We start from the raw sequence: 18756 nt of genomic DNA, 5'->3' as shown, positions 1-18756 counted from the left end.
CACAGATTGGATTACAGGATCGCGTTACGTTATAATTTGAGGGTACGTATTATTTATTAAGGGAGACCTATAGGATGAGAGATCCAAGATTACAAACTTTTGCCCGAAACATTATTCGATATTCCGTGAGCCTACAGCCCGGTGAGAACATATTGATTGAAATGATTGGTGTTAAAGATCCAGAACTTGCGAAATGCTTAATTGAAGAGGTTTATGCAGCCGGGGGTAATCCATTCATTGAATTGCGTGATCCTGCCATTACGCGCAGCTTGCAAATGAAAGGAACGCAAGAACAATTCAGCACGTGGTCTGCTATTGAGCTTGCTCGAATGAAACAAATGGATGCCTATGTGGCTGTCCGCAGCGGAGATAACATCACGGAGTCATCAGATGTGCCTGATGAACAAATGAAGCTGTTCCTGAAGTACTTCCAACGTCCAATCTTTGATGAGCGTATTAACAATACCAAATGGGTCGTTATGCGCTATCCAAATCCGTCAATGGCGCAGTTGGCTGGTAAAAGTACGGAGGCTTTCGAGGATTTCTACTTTAACGTCTGTAACCTGGATTACAGTAAAATGGCAAAAGCGATGGAATCCCTCGTTGATTTGATGAAGCGCACGGATCGTGTCCGTTTGGTCGCCAAAGGTACGGACCTCAGCTTCTCGATCAAAGGCATCGGGGCTGTTCCTTGCTCAGGACTTCGAAACATCCCAGACGGTGAAGTATACACAGCACCTGTGAAAGATTCCGTAAATGGTACAATCAGTTACAATACACCGACGATTTACTCGGGTACTTCTTTTGAGAACATTGTCCTGACCTTCGAAAATGGCCGAATCATTAATGCGACAAGCAACGATACCAAGAAACTGAATGAGATCTTGGATACGGATGATGGCGCACGCTATATCGGCGAATTCGCAATTGGTGTGAACCCCTACATTCAACATCCAATGAAAGATATCTTATTTGATGAGAAAATTGACGGCAGCATCCATTTCACGCCAGGTCAAGCCTATGAAACCGCAGATAACACCAATCGTTCATCTGTCCACTGGGACATGGTTCTGATTCAACGTCCTGAGTATGGCGGCGGCGAAATTTATTTCGACGATGTGATCATTCGTAAAGATGGCCGTTTCGTCATTCCAGAACTCGAAAAGCTTAATCCAGAGAACTTAATGTAGTTAATTATAGGAATAGACAGCAAACTTAAAAAGCAGTTGAGACTTCCGAGTAGATTCACTCGGTAAGCTTCAGCTGCTTTTTAGCCTAACCAATGGAAAATGGTATTTCCCGCGGATTCTGAGTGCTGAGGCAGGCTCGTTGGAATAAGCTTTGACATTTGACCCACCTGGTCAACTCGAATAGGTGTATGTTCACTTGAAAGTATACGCACCTCAGTTCCTTTCGGTACGAAAGGGAATAGTTGCTGTATATCGTCATTTGTTAATCGAATACAACCTAGGGACTTCGCTTCTCCGATCGAGCTCTCATCATATGTGCCGTGTAAAGCGATAGATCCTAGTCCTAAGCCTGCATCACCATAGCTTTGACTTGTCTTTCCTTTTGGCTGCTGCACTCGCTCTATGACCCGATATACGCCATCAGGCGTGCTGCCATTCGCACCGAGTCCAATTTCTTTGTCCCATAGCAAGTATGAGCCACTAACGAGCTGCAACTGATAATCACGCTGACTGACTTCGAGATGCACAGGTTCATAGGGAACTTCATCCCCTCCAACGACATTCGCATAAAACATATGTGCAATATCTGCCGCTTTGGGGTTAAATACCCAGCCCCCATCCCCCTTATAGGCTGATTTGATCTCATTCGAACCCGAAAGAGTCTCAATCGGGATGAAGCTCAAGTAATTTAGCGGATAGTCTTGCAGGAGTTCATCTATTCGTGTGGGCGCTTGTCCCACATTGTCGCGATAGGAGTCCAAAGCGGTTCGAACTAAATTAGCACCAATCGCGCTTAGCGGTTGGTGCTCTTCAAATTCAGCGTTCAGAAATCGGATGTGAACCAACGCATCTGCCTCTGGCTGATATGTTGCGATAACCATCGCACGTTTAATATCATCCTCATTGGTCAACAGCATCGTTTTCCCTTTATCCACATTATCCTCCGTGATAATCCCATAGAGGAGAATCGTTGACTTCGGTATTTCCTTTGCCAAAACCAAGGCTTGAGCATGGAGCTTCTTCTCGATTTCTGCATGTGACATCTCTGGCGAGAGATACAGAATAAAAGGCTTGTCTACCGATTCGTAGGTTACTTGCGTGCCTGAACTCCACAATTTCATTTTACTAATCGTCCGTGGTATTGCCTGATCTCCAGCAAAAAACAAAACTAAAAGGACATTGAGGATCAGAAGGACAAGCAACAACATTTTCATAAATGGCGGCAATAAAGGCTTTCGCTTCTCGGGCAGCGTCTGTTCTAGATTCGCTACATGAGTGGCTTGCTGCTGATCAAGGAGGTGAATCGCACGATTTGCAGCAGAATAGAACGGCGAGGGATAGGTTTTGAGCGCTTCCTTGTAATGAAACCTGGCTCTCTTCCAATTCCCTTTCTCACGAAATTTCTGTCCCAGATTGAAATGGGCTTCCGGAGAATTCGCATCCAAATAACGAATAACCTTTTCATGGTAAAGTGGATCAGCATGACTAATGAACAAATTCTTGTGCAAATGGACGAGGTGATCATCGAGTTGGTTACGGAATCGTTGGTTTCGTCGGATCATTTGGCTCCTCTCCGTTCATAAATTTAGCTCGATACAATTAGTATCTCTGATACATAATGTATCATGAGCGAAATGGAAAGACAACCTTTTTTCCGACTTAAGCATTGACGTACGCCATCAATTAGAAAAAGACGCCCTCAGCCTTGATAAACAAGGCTAAGAACGTCATCTAATTCATGCTATTAACTATTTAATGCGCGACAGTATTATAGGTCATGATCCAGATGGAACCGGCTACGATGGTCACTAGAATAACTAGACCAAATAGCAGCGCCATAATATTCCACCGTGCATTCTCACCTTCTTTGACATGCATGAAGAAGAACAACTGCACACCAAATTGCAGAACGGCCATTACTAAAATTAATACCAATGTACCTGTTTTCCCAAGCATATGGTTCATGACAACAACGAGTGGAATGATGGTCAGAATGATAGATAACGCAAAACCGATAATATACGATTTCAATGATCCATGCGACCCGTGATTGTTATGAGATTCTGTATGTGGTTGGCTCACTTACATCACCCCCATGAGATAGACGACTGTAAAGACGAAGATCCAAACGACATCCAAAAAATGCCAGTACAAGGAAATGATCTCTACTTTACGTTTCGTAACTGTTGTGATCCCGCGGCGCTTCAATTGAAATATTAGACCAATCATCCAAAGTAGACCAACGGAAACGTGCAAACCGTGTGTGCCAACTAATGTAAAGAAGGCTGATAGGAAAGCACTCGTACTGATTGTTGCGCCCTCATGGTTAACCATGGTAATGAATTCTGAGAGCTCTAGTCCAACGAACGATGCTCCTAATATCACGGTCACAATCAACCAACCGATTAACTGCTTCAGATTCCCTTTGTGCATACCCAGTACAGCTAAACCGCTAGTAAAGCTGCTCGTAAGCAAAATGAAGGTTTCCGCAATAATTCCCGGCATCTTGAATAACTCTTCCGGTGTTGGTCCGCCATTTGTATTTTGATGAAGGACGATATAGGTTGCAAATAACGAGCCGAATAAAATAACGTCAGTGATTAGAAATATCCAAAAACCGAACGTTTTGAGCGATTCGTGCTCTTGTTCATGATCGTGTTCATGGTCGTGTGCTCCATGTGCTACTGAGTGTGCCATTACACCTTCACTCCTTTCCAAGCGGCGTCTTCCGTCTTCTTCACTTCATCCGCTGGAATATAGTAATCCGTATCATAGCTGAAGGAACGAGCAATCATACAGATGGCAACACCAATTAATGATGGAATGGTTAGCCACATCCAATCCCAGACGAATCCGAAGCCCGCAAAAAACCATAACAGCGATATAATAAACGGAATTGCTGAGTTTTTAGGCATATGAATCGGTTCATAGGTAGTTGGTCTAGGTTGTTTCTTGCCTGTCCCTTGCTTCGCCTCCCACCAAGCGTCAGCGACTTCTGCTTTAGGCAGCACAGCAAAGTTGTAAAGTGGTGCTGGTGAAGGAATGGACCATTCCAGTGTACGTGCATCCCACGGATCGCCAGTAACATCTTGTTCTCTGAACTTAATGGAGTGAGCAATTTGCCACACTTGGAAAATGAAACCAAGACCCATTAAGAAACCGCCGACGGTCGAAACCATGTTAAGCGGGCCCCAACCCATATCCCAGCTATACGTATAGGTCCGACGAGTCATTCCGTCTAAACCAAGGAAGTATTGCGGCATGAAACAGACATAGAAACCAATGTTCCACACCCAGAACGCCCATTTGCCTAAATGTTCATTCAGCTTAAAGCCGAACATTTTCGGCCACCAGTAGTAGAGACCTGCGAAATATCCGAATGCTACACCACCAATAAGTACTTGATGGAAATGGGCAATCAGGAAGTAACTATTATGGAATTGGAAATCAGCTGGAGCGACAGATAACAGAACCCCTGTCATACCCCCAACAACGAAACATGGAATAAAGGCAATCGTCCAAAGCATCGGGGTCGTGAAGCGAATTTTCCCCCGGAACATCGTGAAGAGCCAGTTAAATACTTTTGCCCCTGTTGGAATCGCAATTAGCATTGTACTTATCGCGAAGAAAGCATTCACATCCGCGCCGGAACCCATCGTGAAGAAGTGATGTGCCCAGGTGAAAAAGGATAATAAGCTGATGATCAGCATCGCGAATACCATCGATTTGTACCCGAACAGCTTTTTCTTCGAGAAGGTTGATACGATCTCGGAGAAAATACCGAAGGCTGGTATCACGACGATATAAACCTCAGGGTGACCCCACATCCAAATTAAATTGATATACATCATCGGATTGCCGCCGCCGTCCAAGGTGAAGAAATGGGCACCAAAGAAGCGGTCTAAGAATAATAACGCTAGTGTAACTGTCAAGATTGGAAAAGCAAAGATAATCATAATACAGCTTGAAAATACGGACCACGTAAACATCGGCATTTTCATCAACTTCATACCAGGTGTACGCATTTTCAAAATGGTCACAATGAAGTTAATCCCTGTTGCCAAACTACCGATACCTGAAATTTGAATACCCCAAATGTAGAAGTTCTGGCCAACTCCTGGGCTATGTGACAATTCGGATAGTGGCGGATAGCTGAGCCAACCTGCATCTGGTGAACCACCAATAACGAATGAAACATTGAATAACATAGCGCCCCAGAAGAACATCCAGAAACTCAATGAGTTCAAGAATGGGTATGCGACATCGCGCGCTCCGATTTGCAGAGGAACAACAATGTTGAATAAACCAAACATGAGCGGCATCGCCATGAACAAAATCATGATTACACCGTGCGTTGTAAAAATTTGATTATAGTGATCTGGCTGTAGGAACTGGCTATCCGGAATCGCTAGCTGTAACCTCATTAGAAGCGCATCTACACCACCGCGGAATAACATCATTAACGAACAAATAATATACATAATCCCAATTCGTTTATGATCGACACTTGTCAACCATTCCCGCCAAAGCCAACCCCATTTCCGGAAGAACGTGAGTACGAATACCATGGCTACTAACGAGAGCCCGATACTAACCTGGGCTCCCAGAATCATGGGATCGCCCGTTACGAAAAACTCGGATGCAAAATCTTTAATTTTATCCAGCATGAGCAGATCTCCCTTTCATAAAACTCTGATCTATCACTTATTACTTCGACATATTCATCTGACTATGATCCATTTGCGAATGGTCCATGGAGCTTTCTTTCTTTATATCCTTTGAATCTTTGCTTTCATGACTAGCCCCGTGACCATTGTGAACAGGCTGACCCTTCGTATATTTCGTTACGATTTGTTCGAAAAGTCCTTCCGGGACCTCTGAGAAATATCTCACACCAGACTTGCCTGGCAATGCTAATTCATCGTAGCCTTCTTTAGTTAATTTCGTAGGGACTTTCTTGGTCTTCGCAATAAACGAATCAAAGTCTTCTCGCGAAGTAGCATTCACGTCAAACGTCATGTCAGCGAAATGTTCACCACTGAAATTCGCTCCCGTTCCGAAATAATGGCCGATCTCATCTGCTTGCAAATACAACGTCATCGCCATGCCTGACATCGTATAAATTTGCCCGCCTAATTGTGGAATCCAGAATGAGTTCATTGGCGCATCCGAAGTGAGTTCGAACTTAATTGGTGTATCCTCTGGAATTTGCAAATAATTCACAGTAGCAATCCCTTGCTCTGGATAGGTAAACAACCATTTCCAATCTAGTGATGTCACTTGAATGGTAATCGGTTCTTTATCCGACTTCAATGGCTTTGACGGTTCCAAAGCATATGTGTACTTCAGCGTAACCACAGCCAATGTGACAATGATGATAATCGGCACAGCCCACCAAACGATTTCGAGTGAGGTACTGTGAGACCAATTTGGTTTATACGATGCCTTATTGCTTTTGCTATCGCGATATCGCCACACAATCCAACCCGTAAGCACAAGAACCGGAACAAGGATTACCCCACATAAAATAGTTGCAATCACAATTAAATCTCTCTGCTCTGCACCAACGGGTCCTTTAGGATCCAACACCATAGCTTGGCTGCAGCCAGAAAGTACTAAGATGATGGCGACCATCATGAAGAGCATTCCTGCTTGTACAAGCTTTCTCTTCTTCATCCATTTAACCTCCCAATCAACAAATCCTGCCTGTTATCAACATATCATCTTGTTCGTCAAAGTTCACCATCACAAAGTCAACTTAACAAATACGTCAACGGTTCGACGTAGTAATGTAAAACAAATGTCACAGAACGTTTGTTGACTCTGCTGGAAAAATATGAACAGCAAAAAGCCTTCCAAGTATTAAACTTGAAAGGCTTGCATAGTATTCCTTCGAACCCTCGTTCTCATTCGCTCTTGGAAACATTGCGAGAATGTACCAAATGAATAGCGGTGCGAATCACATAAATATGGACACTACCGACCATGAACCCAATACCCACCATTAAAGTTGTATTGCGATCACTGAAGCTTTCTAAACTGACTAAGCTAAGTACTAAACCTATAGCAAGCAACGCCCACGCGGCAAAAGTCATTAATTTCACTAACGGCATCACATCACGTTCAACACGCTCAACGGAATTTACGGACACGGCTCTATTTGACATTATGATCACCACTCCTGACTTAAATGTAAGTGCTTTAAAACTAGTATAACACAAAAATCTGTTTTTGTTCATATTTTATTCACACGATGATCAAAATTTGGACAAAAATACACGAGGTATTTTTCATTATAACATTAACATTGACTTTAATCGATAAATGTGTTATGATAAAATATTTAATTGACATGAATAACCTCAATGGATATGATGATTCCATGCCTTTTGATACTTATCATTCCAAATTGGAGGGTTTCGCATGCAAATTTCAGAAGGACTTTATTCCGTTGACTTATCCGTTCCACTCATGGGACGAATCAATGTCATTCATCCCGCCTTATTCGTCGATGAGCAAGGAGCTGTACTTGTAGATACAGGCTACCCAGGTACTCTTCCACTCCTACATAAAACATTAGAAAACTTAGGCGTTGATGCATCGACTTTGAATTCCGCCATCCTTACTCATCAGGATATCGATCATATCGGAGGTTTACCTGCTCTTCTCGAAGCTTCCTCCCATCCCCTTGAAGTATTCGCTTCTGAACTAGAAAAACCTTATATTCAAGGCGATAAAATGTTAATTAAAATAACCCCCGCATCCATTGAACGTGCTGTTGCGAATTTACCTGCAGACACGACTCCTGAGTGGCGAGAAGCGTTTCGACGTAACCTTGAGAACCCGCCGAAGGCACCGGTTACCACCATATTGGATGATGGTCAGGTACTCGACAGATGTGGTGGGATCGTTGTCATCCTTACACCTGGTCATACACCAGGTCACATGAGCCTTTATCATAAAAAAAGTAAAACACTAATCGCCGCGGATTCCATGGTTGTCGCTGAAGGCGAACTTCAAGGACCTATACCAGCATATTGCGCTGATTATCCATTGGCCCTACAATCATTGCGAAAATATTTGCAATTCGATATCGAACAGGTTCTATGCTATCACGGCGGCTTAATCACCGTTAATGTGAATCAACGAATCATTGAAATCGTAAATTCAATAGAAACTTAAAGAACAAAAAAGGGCTGACTACCGTATAAGATTTACGGTAGTCAGCCCTTGCTACTATGTACGTTCTACTTCAGAAGTGTATAGCTGCCGATAATAGGAAGAGGTTTTACTTGACCTTGCGCTGCTGCAACAATGCCCAGCACAGCCAAAATCACCAACGCCAAGTTAGCAATCGGCTGAAGGATCCAACCAATGAATGGTATAATGCCGAGAACCACATTCACAATGACCCATGCCAAAAACAAAGTAAGTCCTTGATTGGCATGGTACCACGCAAACTTGGATTCCTTCGCCGCGATTAACGGGATGAAAAACAAAATGTACGCAAGAATCGCCATTCCCTTGTTACTTTGAATATCTGTGGAATCGTACATGGACAGCACCTCATCTTCTCAGAGTTTTACTCTTCCATTATATTCAAATTCCAGCAGCTATTCATCCGCCTAGTGGACAAATCTCAAATTATTTTTGACCAACCTTCCACTCGTGCCAAGCCTTCAGCAACTCCTGCTCTCGCCCTGGTTTTAATCCAGCTACTCGAATAATATCAGTACCTCGACCTTGATCCCATTCCCGTGTATCTTTCACGGTGTCAATTAATGCTCTCGTCGTTAAACCCGATTGGAATGCTTTTGCATTGTTTAACTGCAACATGCCGATCAAACTGTCGCTTGGCAGCCACAGTGGCAGCTCCATCCATGGACCCACCCCTTTTTCAACTAAGAAGTCTTCCGTCACCCAAGTAAACGTCGACTCTACATCGTTGTCGTTAGATCTGCAAGCTTCCATGACCTCTTCCATTGAATACTCATTTCCACTCGCATGAATAGTTCCCGTTACACCTTGTTCAATCAAACCTATCGTCCACGCCGCTAGGTCACGTACGTCTATGAATTGAAGCTTTCGCTCTTTGGGCAGCGGAACTAAAACCTCGCCGCCTCGTTGTAAACGAGCAGGCCAATAGGTGAATCGGTCTGAGGCGTCATAAGGCCCTACGATGAGACCTGGGCGAATGATGAGTGCTCCAAGAGGAAATGCTACTTGGACAATCTGTTCACATTCCGCTTTGAGCGCCCCGTAGCGCTGTCCAGGATCTGTTGCCTCTTCTAGCCTTAATACGGGTGCCGCTTCATCTAAATGGACCTGCTTTAAATCCGCGTACGCAGATACGGTAGATATGAATGTGTAGTGCTTTGCACGTCTTTTCAATATTTCGGTTGCTGCTATCACAGACTCCGGCTCATAGCCACTTGTATCAATGACCGCATCCCACTCCCCATCCTGCAGTTTAGCAAGGTCGGTATTCCGATCACCTAGAAGGTGATGGACTTGAGGAAATGCAGCAGCATCGTGAAGACCACGATGGAACAGTGTCACTTCGTGTCCTTTCGCGAGTGCTGCCTCCGTCAGTGCTCTTCCTAGAAATTTGGTGCCGCCAAGGATCAGAATGTTCATGTGTGACCTCCACCTCGCTCCGGGTTTACTTGAATGATTCCATCTAATATAGTTCTCGCTTTTCTTACCTTCTCTTCCTCAACCATCCCACTCACACTTCCATTTTCTCTTACAGCTGTACCAAGGTGGACATTATGCACCCCTGTAGCTTGGACAAATGAACTCAAACTATCAAGTGTGAGTCCACCACCTGGCAAGATATTTAAATGACTGTCGCGGGTAAGAGCCTTTAGGAGTCGTATCTGCTCAACAGCATGAAGTACACTTGCGGATCCTCCTGATGTGAGCACGGATTGAATTTGTTTATATGACATCAGCATTGGCAAAGCATCTGCTTGTTCTTCTATTTCGTCGAAGGCCCGGTGAAAAGTCACAGGCAAAGAAGTAGCCGCTAACAAAATTTCAAGATTGTGGCGATCAATCTTCTTTTCCGGTGTCAACACGCCAAATACAAGAGCGCTGGCGCCTGCTTGCTCCGCGCCTTGGATCGTATCGATCATCGTTGCGATGTCATCCTCAGACATATGAAAGGACCGAGCATGCGGACGAATCATCACGTGCACAGGGATATTCACAACAGATATGATTTGCTTAACAAGCTCTATCTCGGGTGTCAAGCCTCCAAGTTGCAAATTTGCAACAAGTTCAATCCGATTTGCGCCGCCAGCTTCAGCTCGTAAAGCATCTTGTAATGTAGTCGCGATTACTTCCAATAGCATATTTAGAACGACCTCCACTTTCATATATATGAATTCCCACTCTCACTCTAACACAAAGTGGACAACACAAAAAACTCCTTAATCTATTCGATTAAGGAGTTGTGTTACCCTATGGGAAATGTATGTCCTAAATATTCGAAGCTGTTTGCCATTGTTGTTGATGCACTTCGACGAGCTCAAGATTGGCAAATGAACGACTAAGCTTCAACATTTTCTCCGTTGCTGCTAATTTCGGCAATGGTGCACTCATAGGCTTGCCTTTGTAACATACGATAAACAACAATTTCATCACCTTCGCTTTCTAGGATTACAACGTTTGGTTGGCTTTGCTGCTATATCATTCGAAAGACCCCCTCAGATTTGAGGGGGTCTTTCGACATTTCGACAAATTTCGCTTCGGGTTATATTACACGATCGCCAGTTCAGATAACTTTGCCCGAACTTCTTGTGCTAGTTGAACAGCATCTGCCTTGCGATTCACGACATCGACGCGATCCATATCAACGATAAGAACTTCAGACGCATGATAATGATTCATGACCCAGTCATCATAACCTGACCAAAGCTTACGATAATAATCAACCAATGATTGATCCTGTTCAAAACTGCGGCCACGAAGACCAATGCGGTACATGACGGTTTCGAAGGAAGCCTTCAAATAAACCATCAGATCAGGCGCCTTCTTAGGCAGCTCCGCCAACTCTGACATCATGTTATCAGCCAAGCCCTCATAAACATCAAATTCTAATTGTGAAATGCGCCCTAGCTCGCGGTTCACCTTGGCAAAATACCAATCTTCATAAATACTTCTATCCAGTACATTTCTGTTATGTACTAATGCCTGTTTAATGGCCTTAAAACGCGTATTCAAAAAGTGCAATTGCAGCAAAAACGGATACCGATGCTTTTCGATTTCTTCCGGTGAAGCTGTGTAAAATAGCGGTAATATCGGATTATCATCGACACTCTCATAGAAAACATTCGAATTTAGTTCTTGCCCAAGTAAAGTGGATACTGATGTCTTACCAAGACCGATCATTCCCCCAACCACAATCACTGCCATTGACCCCTTTCTCCTTCTACCCAATCGTAATTTACCTACTGTCAATTCAGCAAAGCTTACCTATTATACAAGGAATTCAAAGGCGAGGGAACCCTCTATTTTTCCCTTTATCATTTGACTTAGTTGTTGCTGAAGAGTCGAAGTACATAGCCACGCAAAATTCCCGGCAACGACTGCTCATATTCTACATATTTTAGGAAATCCTCAATGTAACCCACAAAAAAATTAAGAACACAGTGTGATGAATTCATCTGCCATACTGTCCCTATTTATAAGTACTTAACAACTATCCTTATGACAGAGGTGTATCGATGATTTACGGAACTAAGCTACTAGATACAGATTCAGAATTATTTGCTGCTGCCCTATCAAAAACGCCAGTGTTCGTATGGTCACTCGATCAATTAGGCGTTTATTACCAAGTAACTACAGGGATTATCGTCAAATACACGCCAGATCATGTACAAGTCTACAATGAAAATAACACCACTATTTCCACTTGGTATTCAAGAGAAACTTCGGAATTTAGTATTGCATTCTAAAGAAATGAGAAAACCGCCGATACCGGTTCAACCCGTCGGCGGTTTTCAGCTTCTCATCGTGTGTTACACAAGCAAATCAATTATGCTCCCCCGTATACGTTGGCAAGAACACATCAATAGTCGTCCCATACCCCACTTGGCTCTGGATGGTCATAGTTCCTTTGTGCGCTTCGACAATCTTGAAGCACATCATTAAACCTAAGCCAGTTCCCTTCTCTTTCGTCGTATAAAAGGGCTCCCCTAACCGTTTCAATCGTTCCTCCGGTATGCCACATCCGTTATCTTGTGTCCGAACTCTAATCTGATCATTCCCGTGCAAGGAAACGATTAATTTGATTTGACCATCCTTCGGCATCGCTTCCATCGCATTTTTGATCAAATTGATGAATAATTGCTTCAAATGCATCTCCGAACACGTAATCTCAGGTATATCCGATTGGAATTCCAAGACAAGCTGTACGTTACAGAGTACGGCTTGCGTATCCAGAAGGGCAATGACCGATTGCAAGATCGTCACTAAATCGCTTTTTTTATACGTTATGGCTTCCGGCTTAGCGATCACTAAGAATTCACTAACAATGAAATTGATCCGATCCAACTCCGATAACATGATATCAAAATAATGCTTTTTATCTTTCAGATCATGCTGGAGAAGCTGCAAGAAACCGCGAAGCGAGGTAAGCGGGTTCCTAATTTCATGCGCTAGCCCCGCCGCGAGCTGTCCTGCTACGGACAGTTTGTCCGATTTTCGGAGGAGCTCCTCCGTTTGCTTCCGTTCAGTAATATCTCGTGTAATACCTGCGAATCCGAAAATATCACCTTTTTCGTTCCTAATGGGCGTTTTCGTTATACTCACATGGATCAATTGACCATCTTTACGAAGTCGAACCGATTCCATCCCTGTTACCTGCTTCCCTAGTCGCAGTTCGTTATACATATCTTTGCGTTCTTTTTCCAAATAATCAGGATAAATTGGTAATGTTCGATCCGCTAACTCCGCTTGACTCCAACCAAATATTTGCTCATGTGCGGCATTGATTGAGATCACTCGCTCATTCAAATCCAGTACACAAATTGCGTCCGTAGTGTTATTAATAACAGATTCTAGAAGCTCCTTCGTTTCTCTGAGCTCAGTTTCCATCCTCTTACGTTCCGTAATATCGACACATGAACCAATAACCTCCACCATGCGCTCATTCTCCAGAATGGGTCGCAATGAAGTGAGATAGGTAATCCCCCGAAAGGTCGCTTCAAACATCACATTTTCTTCGCCATTCCAAGCTCGATGGTAATAAGTTTCTATATAACTGGCCAAAAAGGCTGGCCAAATATCATGTAATGTATTCCCTAAAATGTGTGATGGCTTAAAACCTAAACGATATAGCAGCTCACCGTCACACAATGTATGGATGAAATTCCCATTTATTTTTCTAAACTTTAAAGTCATCCCCTGTTGTCTTCGTACAGTGTCATGGAGATCCTGTTGAGCGACTCGCAACGATTCTCGATCACGATTGAATTGCGTGATATCCTTCGCGATTAAATACACGCCATCCAGTTTATCATTGACAATGATCGGAACATTTTTGACTCCTAATTCTATCTGTTCGCCACTCTCTTGTTGAAACACCAACATATAATTATCATTTTGCATGAGTATGCCAGCAGCAGATTCGAATCTCGTGTTATTCTGCAGAAAAATATGATGGATAAATTGAGAGAGCAATTCTTCTTCAGGGTAGCCTAGAATCCTCTCCATGGCTGGATTAACACCCTGTATGCGACCATGTATATCACAGGTCAAAATCCCTGCCGGATTATGCTCAATTAATGATTTATAGCGCTGTTCGCTTTCCGCCAGTTTACGTGCCATGTCAGACTGTTGGGAGATGATCTTAACTTGAACAATGAATGCCTGAGGTTTGTTGTCTGCATCTCGCATGATTGACATCCGCCAGTCAACGCATAGTAAAGATAAATTCTTATGTAGGATACTGATCGTTTCTTGATAGGTAGGTAACTCTCCACCAAGTAAATTTTTCATGATACGCTCTATGCGACGCACTTGATTAGGTTCTACTAACGACTTCATTTGCGTTGTAAGGAGCTCCCGCTCCGAGTAGCCGACGATGTCGCACAAGCTGCGATTTATTTTCAACCAATGACCCTCAAGCGAAATCAGAGCCATTCCCATTGTGGTGAATTCAAAAATCGCATCGAACGATGGCTCCATTTCCGAATGCTTATTCATATATTTTCCCCCAGGGTACATGCTTAGATGGTGATCTTCACCGTTTGATAGATTCGACAATCCCACTAACAATCCTGCACTTAGAGCCTTAAGGATCGAAATTGTTCACGAAATATGCCCTTGCTTTCCATCATTATGTTAGAATGAAAAGGTTCATTATTCTTCATCTCACGTTGTAGGAGGTTGCTCCCTTGCCCAATATTTGGACACATTTAATTTTCGGTCAAAAAGCGATGAACCAACTTGGCCACACTTCGGTTCTAAACGATAAACAACAGCGTCACATCTTTTCTCTTGGCTGCCAAGGACCTGATTTTCTTTTCTACCACAACTTTCTACCTTGGCAAAAAGACAAGAAATTAAATACACTTGGTAGTCTCATGCACAAGGAGTCCTGTGGACCCTTTTTACTTGAGCTAGTTCGACAGGTGCAGGGCCGCGGCCTATATAATCCTGCGGTTCTCTATGTTCTCGGTTTTCTAACACACCATGTTTTAGATCGCAATTTACATCCTTATGTATTCTATAAATCTGGTTTCAAGAAGTGGGATCATCAACGATTTGAAATCATCATGGATACACTTTACGCAAAACATGAACGCGATATCCAAACGTGGAAAACGCCAGTATGGAAAGAGATATATGTAGGTGAAAAGTTCCCCTTGGGCATCGTTCCGGCTCTCTCGGCTGCAACAGCAATCCATTACCCAGGAATCGCCTCACAAATGCAAGATTCCGATTGGGACGACGCCTACTATGACATGATCCGTGCACAACGGCTATTTCATGATCCGCATGGAATTAAACGAATATTGACAGTTGGTCAAATATCACCCTTGGTTTACACAAAGCATCCCGCTCCACGCGATTATTTTAATGAAGCCAAGACGACTTGGAACTGTCCAACCGATCTGAATGAAACTTATACGTACAGTGTATGGGAATTGTTGGAGACAGCGATGAATGATGCCGTACTTGTGCTTGAAGCAGCCATTCAAGTCTTGCAGCGAGGCACCGAAGCCGACTACGACGCACTTCGCGAAGTTCTCGGAAACCGTTCCTACGAATCGGGTAAGAATTGCGAGCTAAACTTGCCAATTACATATGTACAACCTATATTGTAGAATAGCTAGGCAATCTTTACATAGTCAATATATACTATTCGTTTCGGAACGTTGGTTTCGGTCTATACAAATGTAAAAAAACCATGAATATTGTCATTCATGGTTTTCATTATGCCTACTAGTCGGGATTTGCCAGTCGATCTCTGTCATATCAAGTCGATTCAGCACGGTATTGATGTTAGAAAAAGGCTTGCTGCCAAAGAAACCACGATATGCCGATAACGGGCTTGGATGGGCCGATGTTATGATTACATGTCGAGTGGTGTCGATAAGAGTTCGTTTGGCCTGTGCGTGGCTTCCCCATAGCAAGAAAATGACAGGCTTCTCACGTGCACTTAATGCTTGTATGATCTGATCCGTGAATCTTTCCCAGCCCCTTCCCTTATGCGAATAGGGTAGTGCCTCACGAACGGTTAATACCGTATTTAACAACAGAACGCCTTGTTCTGCCCATGCTTTCAAATAACCATGATCAGGCACCGTACAGTCGAGATCTGACGCTAGTTCTTTGTACATATTTCTTAGCGAAGGTGGAATGGCAATCCCTGGCTTCACAGAGAAACTAAGTCCATGAGCTTGCCCGCTCCCATGGTAAGGGTCTTGCCCAAGTATTACAACCTTTGTATCCACAAAGGAGGTCCACTCCAATGCAGTAAACACTTCATCCGCTGGTGGATAGATCGTATGCTGGGAATACTCTTCCTGCAGGAACTGTTCAAGCGCCCTATAATAAGGTGCTTGAAATTCGTCTGCCAAAACCGTCAACCAATCATTTGTTACAGGTTTCACACCTTAGTTCCCCCATCTAGTCATTCAGTGCCTAGTGCACCAGTAGCAACATCCATCAGCACAATCTTCCCGTCTGTTTCTGTTCCATCAGCTAGAACTAGCTTCAACTTGGTCGTTTTCCCTTTTTGAACAAGCGCTTGTACTTGTATGTCTGTTAAGCTTCGACCGAAGCTTTCCTTCCAAATAACAAAGCTGCAGCCTTCCTTATAATGCGAGCAGCCGTAACCCTTTCGACCCATAAAGAGGGAGCCGCCACAGCCAGGTCTAGGACAAGTTGCAATGAACGTACTAGCTCCATCAGCTGCAGGTTTCGCAGCAGGCGCTCGCTTCTTCGCAGGAGCTTTCGGTGCACCGTCTCCACGAGCCGCCGTCTTCGTTGTTGCTAAGCCACGTTTGCCAGATGATTCCGGCGCATTTTCGCCCTCGAAATCCGTTTTCGAAGCTCTAGCTTGCTTGCGCACCTTATCGACAATCAGCGTCGCAAATCGCTTCACATTGTGCATAAACTGGTCGTCCGATGCTGTGCCACGGGAAATTTCGTTCAATCTGCGCTCCCATTGCCCTGTCATCTCAGGTGACGTCAACAGCTCAATGCCCGCTCCGCGAATCAATTCAACAACCATTCTGCCTTTCTGGGTCAAAATGATTTTCTTCCCCTGCATGTCGATATAGCCGACTTTCTTCAATCGTTCAATCGTTGCTGCTCGTGTCGCAGGCGTGCCTAGACCGGAGTCTTTCATCGCATCGCGGAGCTCTTCATCCTCAATCTGCTTCCCTGCGCTCTCCATTGCCTTCAGCAAGGTACCTTCATTAAAATGCTTAGGTGGCTGTGTGTCTTTCTCTTTAACAATCGCATCCGTACACAGCACGTCACCATTCGCATCGATGGAGAACGGTTCGTTGACTTCGACCTCTTCGTCGTCATCCGTATCTTCCTTTTCTTTCCCTTTGGTCGCCTTCACCTTTTCCTTCTTCTGATCAGCGTAAATGACCTTCCAGCCTAGCGATAACAATTCTTTGACAGTTGTCTTGAAAAGCTCTTGTTCCACTTCCGTCATGACGGTATGTACCTTGTAGGCAGCAGGCGGGTAAAATTGGGAGAGAAAACGTCTGACAATAAGATCGTACAATTTCTGCTCATCCGGACTTAGTCCTGAAGCCTTCTTATTCGTAGGCAAAATGGCATGGTGATCCTCAACCTTGGTTGGATTACAAATAAATTTATTATTAATATGAACAAGATTGCGATTCGCACCTTGTACAAGTTCGTGATATGCCGTTCCTTGCAAGGCGTTTAGCGCCTTATGCATATCCGGAATATTTTGCTCCGTCACATAGTTGGAATTCGTTCTAGGGTAAGAAATAACCTTGTGCTTCTCATACAATGCTTGCGCCGTATCCAAGGTTTTCTTCGCTGAAAATGCATATTTCGCATTCGCCTCACGTTGCAGCAAGGTCAAATCATACAATTTGAATGGGAATTCCTTGGTTTCTTTCACCTCATAGGACTGAATCCGTGCAGGTTTCCCTTTTACCTTTGCAGCAAGTGCTGCCGCCTTCTCACCATCCGTGAAACGTTCACCCTGCCACATGCCCCGGTATGGTGTTTCCCCTTGCGCGAAGTGCCCCTCCAGCTCATAAAATTTGAGTGAGGAAAACGCTTCGATCTGCTTTTGGCGATCATAAATCAGCGCAAGCACCGGCGTTTGAACGCGTCCCACTGAGAGCAACACATTATGTTTCGTCGTAAATGCACGTGATCCGTTCATGCCAATCAACCAATCCGCTTCACTGCGAGAGCGAGCGGCGCGCGTCAAGTTCTCGTATTCAGCGCCATCCTTTAACGTGGCGAACCCATTGCGAATCGTTTCCGACGTTAAATCGGAGATCCAAAGCCGCTTAACAGGCTGATTGAGCCCCAGATGCCGCTGGATAAGGGAGAAAATGTGCTGCCCTTCTCGCCCCGCATCGCACGCATTAACCAGTTGATTGCACTTCTTCGCTAACTCCGCGATCACCTTGAGCTGATCATACGTACGCGGGTTAGGAATTAACTTAAATTCAGAAGGGATAATCGGAAGATGATTAATATTCCATTTTTTATATTTTTCGTCATAATGATCCGGTTCCGCCAGCTCAATCAAATGTCCGATTGCCCACGTGATGATATATTGCTCACCTTCTAGATGAGACCTCATATTTTTGGCTTTTGGTTCTATTGCGGCAGCTATGTTTCGCCCCATATCGGGTTTTTCCGCAATAATTAATGTCTTCAACCACAAATCGCTCCTATCATGTGATTCCCGAAGTCATACTGGAAATCAGATTCTGTCGATTCAGTGTATCCCACTTTATTATCGCCTGCAATATCGATTGCGTGAATTATGACTTTTGGCATAAAAAAAAACCTCTCACACCACCATAGAAGTGGAATAAGGGGT

19 protein-coding genes are annotated in these 18756 nt (G+C 44.0%); 4 read left to right on the top strand and 15 right to left on the bottom strand.

The genetic code is table 11. The annotated features are described in order from the left end of the window. Positions 1 to 74: 74 nt before the first annotated feature. Positions 75 to 1190, top strand: coding sequence for an aminopeptidase (locus tag ASL11_RS25580; RefSeq protein WP_056621170.1), 1116 nt, complete (start codon positions 75 to 77; stop codon positions 1188 to 1190). 80 nt (positions 1191 to 1270) lie between these two features. Here ASL11_RS25580 and ASL11_RS25575 read toward each other — a convergent pair whose 3' ends face one another. The 6 genes from ASL11_RS25575 to ASL11_RS25550 form a co-directional block, all read right to left on the bottom strand. After that, positions 1271 to 2752: a L,D-transpeptidase family protein gene (locus ASL11_RS25575; protein WP_056621165.1), complete on the bottom strand. Its 1482-nt coding sequence runs from the start codon at positions 2750 to 2752 to the stop codon at positions 1271 to 1273. A gap of 190 nt (positions 2753 to 2942) precedes the next feature. Continuing rightward, positions 2943 to 3272 carry a cytochrome o ubiquinol oxidase subunit IV gene (cyoD, locus tag ASL11_RS25570; protein ID WP_056621164.1) on the bottom strand — a complete coding sequence of 110 codons (330 nt, stop codon included), beginning with the start codon at positions 3270 to 3272 and terminating at the stop codon, positions 2943 to 2945. Beyond that, on the bottom strand, positions 3273 to 3887 hold the full coding sequence (gene cyoC, locus ASL11_RS25565; RefSeq protein ID WP_056621163.1) for a cytochrome o ubiquinol oxidase subunit III: 615 nt from the start codon (positions 3885 to 3887) through the stop codon (positions 3273 to 3275). It abuts the gene before it with no gap. Beyond that, positions 3887 to 5857, bottom strand: a complete 1971-nt coding sequence (locus ASL11_RS25560; RefSeq protein WP_056621161.1) for a cbb3-type cytochrome c oxidase subunit I — start codon at positions 5855 to 5857, stop codon at positions 3887 to 3889. The genes cyoC and ASL11_RS25560 overlap by 1 nt, the downstream gene beginning before the upstream one ends. 40 nt (positions 5858 to 5897) lie before the next feature. Further along, entirely contained in the window at positions 5898 to 6866 is a 969-nt protein-coding gene (gene cyoA / locus ASL11_RS25555) for a ubiquinol oxidase subunit II (RefSeq protein WP_056621160.1), read from the bottom strand. 230 nt (positions 6867 to 7096) lie between these two features. Then, positions 7097 to 7357: a hypothetical protein gene (locus ASL11_RS25550; protein WP_056621159.1), complete on the bottom strand. Its 261-nt coding sequence runs from the start codon at positions 7355 to 7357 to the stop codon at positions 7097 to 7099. 256 nt (positions 7358 to 7613) lie between these two features. On the opposite strand from ASL11_RS25550, the gene ASL11_RS25545 reads away from it, so the two are divergent. Further along, positions 7614 to 8372 (top strand): MBL fold metallo-hydrolase, encoded by a 759-nt coding sequence (locus ASL11_RS25545; protein WP_056621154.1) that lies wholly within the window; start codon positions 7614 to 7616, stop codon positions 8370 to 8372. 65 nt (positions 8373 to 8437) lie between these two features. On the opposite strand, the gene ASL11_RS25540 is transcribed toward ASL11_RS25545, so the two are convergent. From ASL11_RS25540 to ASL11_RS25525, 5 genes are all read right to left on the bottom strand, one after another. Further along, a complete protein-coding gene (locus ASL11_RS25540) occupies positions 8438 to 8746 on the bottom strand; it encodes a DUF4870 domain-containing protein (protein ID WP_056621150.1) in 309 nt (102 codons plus the stop codon). Between the two features lie 88 nt (positions 8747 to 8834). Further along, entirely contained in the window at positions 8835 to 9827 is a 993-nt protein-coding gene (locus tag ASL11_RS25535) for an NAD-dependent epimerase/dehydratase family protein (RefSeq protein ID WP_056621149.1), read from the bottom strand. After that, entirely contained in the window at positions 9824 to 10546 is a 723-nt protein-coding gene (locus ASL11_RS25530) for a copper homeostasis protein CutC (RefSeq protein ID WP_056621148.1), read from the bottom strand. Before ASL11_RS25530 ends, ASL11_RS25535 begins: the two co-directional genes overlap by 4 nt. Before the next feature lie 127 nt (positions 10547 to 10673). Next, positions 10674 to 10826 carry a hypothetical protein gene (locus ASL11_RS36745; protein WP_162261681.1) on the bottom strand — a complete coding sequence of 51 codons (153 nt, stop codon included), beginning with the start codon at positions 10824 to 10826 and terminating at the stop codon, positions 10674 to 10676. Between the two features lie 126 nt (positions 10827 to 10952). Next, positions 10953 to 11609: a deoxynucleoside kinase gene (locus ASL11_RS25525; protein WP_056621147.1), complete on the bottom strand. Its 657-nt coding sequence runs from the start codon at positions 11607 to 11609 to the stop codon at positions 10953 to 10955. 311 nt (positions 11610 to 11920) lie between these two features. Between ASL11_RS25525 and ASL11_RS25520 the strand changes: the two genes are divergently transcribed. Further along, complete coding sequence (locus tag ASL11_RS25520) at positions 11921 to 12151, top strand: hypothetical protein (protein WP_056621145.1); 231 nt, start codon at positions 11921 to 11923, stop codon at positions 12149 to 12151. Positions 12152 to 12227: 76 nt separating this feature from the next. Here ASL11_RS25520 and ASL11_RS25515 read toward each other — a convergent pair whose 3' ends face one another. Then, positions 12228 to 14402: a PAS domain S-box protein gene (locus ASL11_RS25515; RefSeq protein WP_056621143.1), complete on the bottom strand. Its 2175-nt coding sequence runs from the start codon at positions 14400 to 14402 to the stop codon at positions 12228 to 12230. A gap of 191 nt (positions 14403 to 14593) precedes the next feature. Here ASL11_RS25515 and ASL11_RS25510 point away from each other — a divergent pair, with 191 nt between their 5' ends. After that, on the top strand, positions 14594 to 15526 hold the full coding sequence (locus ASL11_RS25510) for a zinc dependent phospholipase C family protein (RefSeq protein ID WP_056621139.1): 933 nt from the start codon (positions 14594 to 14596) through the stop codon (positions 15524 to 15526). 93 nt (positions 15527 to 15619) lie between these two features. Here ASL11_RS25510 and ASL11_RS25505 read toward each other — a convergent pair whose 3' ends face one another. Genes ASL11_RS25505 through ASL11_RS37900 form a run of 3 tightly spaced genes read right to left on the bottom strand, consistent with a single transcriptional unit; the run spans position 15620 to position 18713 of the window. Further along, entirely contained in the window at positions 15620 to 16315 is a 696-nt protein-coding gene (locus ASL11_RS25505) for a uracil-DNA glycosylase (RefSeq protein ID WP_056621137.1), read from the bottom strand. A gap of 20 nt (positions 16316 to 16335) precedes the next feature. Beyond that, positions 16336 to 18591, bottom strand: a complete 2256-nt coding sequence (locus tag ASL11_RS25500; protein ID WP_056621135.1) for a type IA DNA topoisomerase — start codon at positions 18589 to 18591, stop codon at positions 16336 to 16338. Beyond that, positions 18588 to 18713 carry a hypothetical protein gene (locus tag ASL11_RS37900; protein ID WP_268796235.1) on the bottom strand — a complete coding sequence of 42 codons (126 nt, stop codon included), beginning with the start codon at positions 18711 to 18713 and terminating at the stop codon, positions 18588 to 18590. The genes ASL11_RS25500 and ASL11_RS37900 overlap by 4 nt, the downstream gene beginning before the upstream one ends. Between the last annotated feature and the right edge of the window lie 43 nt (positions 18714 to 18756).

This window comes from Paenibacillus sp. Soil750 (genome assembly GCF_001428045.1).
GTDB lineage: Bacteria > Bacillota > Bacilli > Paenibacillales > NBRC-103111 > Paenibacillus_E > Paenibacillus_E allorhizoplanae.
Note: the sequence above shows the minus strand (reverse complement) of the source record. Positions and strands in the feature narration are given on the sequence as shown.

Coding starts and splice junctions, on each gene's coding strand:
- ASL11_RS25575 (WP_056621165.1), bottom strand. CDS start 2,752: ATGATCCGACGAAACCAACGATTCCGTAACCAACTCGATGATCACCTC.
- ASL11_RS25540 (WP_056621150.1), bottom strand. CDS start 8,746: ATGTACGATTCCACAGATATTCAAAGTAACAAGGGAATGGCGATTCTT.
- ASL11_RS25535 (WP_056621149.1), bottom strand. CDS start 9,827: ATGAACATTCTGATCCTTGGCGGCACCAAATTTCTAGGAAGAGCACTG.
- ASL11_RS25515 (WP_056621143.1), bottom strand. CDS start 14,402: ATGAATAAGCATTCGGAAATGGAGCCATCGTTCGATGCGATTTTTGAA.
- ASL11_RS25525 (WP_056621147.1), bottom strand. CDS start 11,609: ATGGCAGTGATTGTGGTTGGGGGAATGATCGGTCTTGGTAAGACATCA.
- ASL11_RS25550 (WP_056621159.1), bottom strand. CDS start 7,357: ATGTCAAATAGAGCCGTGTCCGTAAATTCCGTTGAGCGTGTTGAACGT.
- ASL11_RS25545 (WP_056621154.1), top strand. CDS start 7,614: ATGCAAATTTCAGAAGGACTTTATTCCGTTGACTTATCCGTTCCACTC.
- ASL11_RS37900 (WP_268796235.1), bottom strand. CDS start 18,713: ATGCCAAAAGTCATAATTCACGCAATCGATATTGCAGGCGATAATAAA.
- cyoA (WP_056621160.1), bottom strand. CDS start 6,866: ATGAAGAAGAGAAAGCTTGTACAAGCAGGAATGCTCTTCATGATGGTC.
- ASL11_RS25580 (WP_056621170.1), top strand. CDS start 75: ATGAGAGATCCAAGATTACAAACTTTTGCCCGAAACATTATTCGATAT.
- cyoC (WP_056621163.1), bottom strand. CDS start 3,887: ATGGCACACTCAGTAGCACATGGAGCACACGACCATGAACACGATCAT.
- ASL11_RS25530 (WP_056621148.1), bottom strand. CDS start 10,546: ATGCTATTGGAAGTAATCGCGACTACATTACAAGATGCTTTACGAGCT.
- ASL11_RS25560 (WP_056621161.1), bottom strand. CDS start 5,857: ATGCTGGATAAAATTAAAGATTTTGCATCCGAGTTTTTCGTAACGGGC.
- ASL11_RS25520 (WP_056621145.1), top strand. CDS start 11,921: ATGATTTACGGAACTAAGCTACTAGATACAGATTCAGAATTATTTGCT.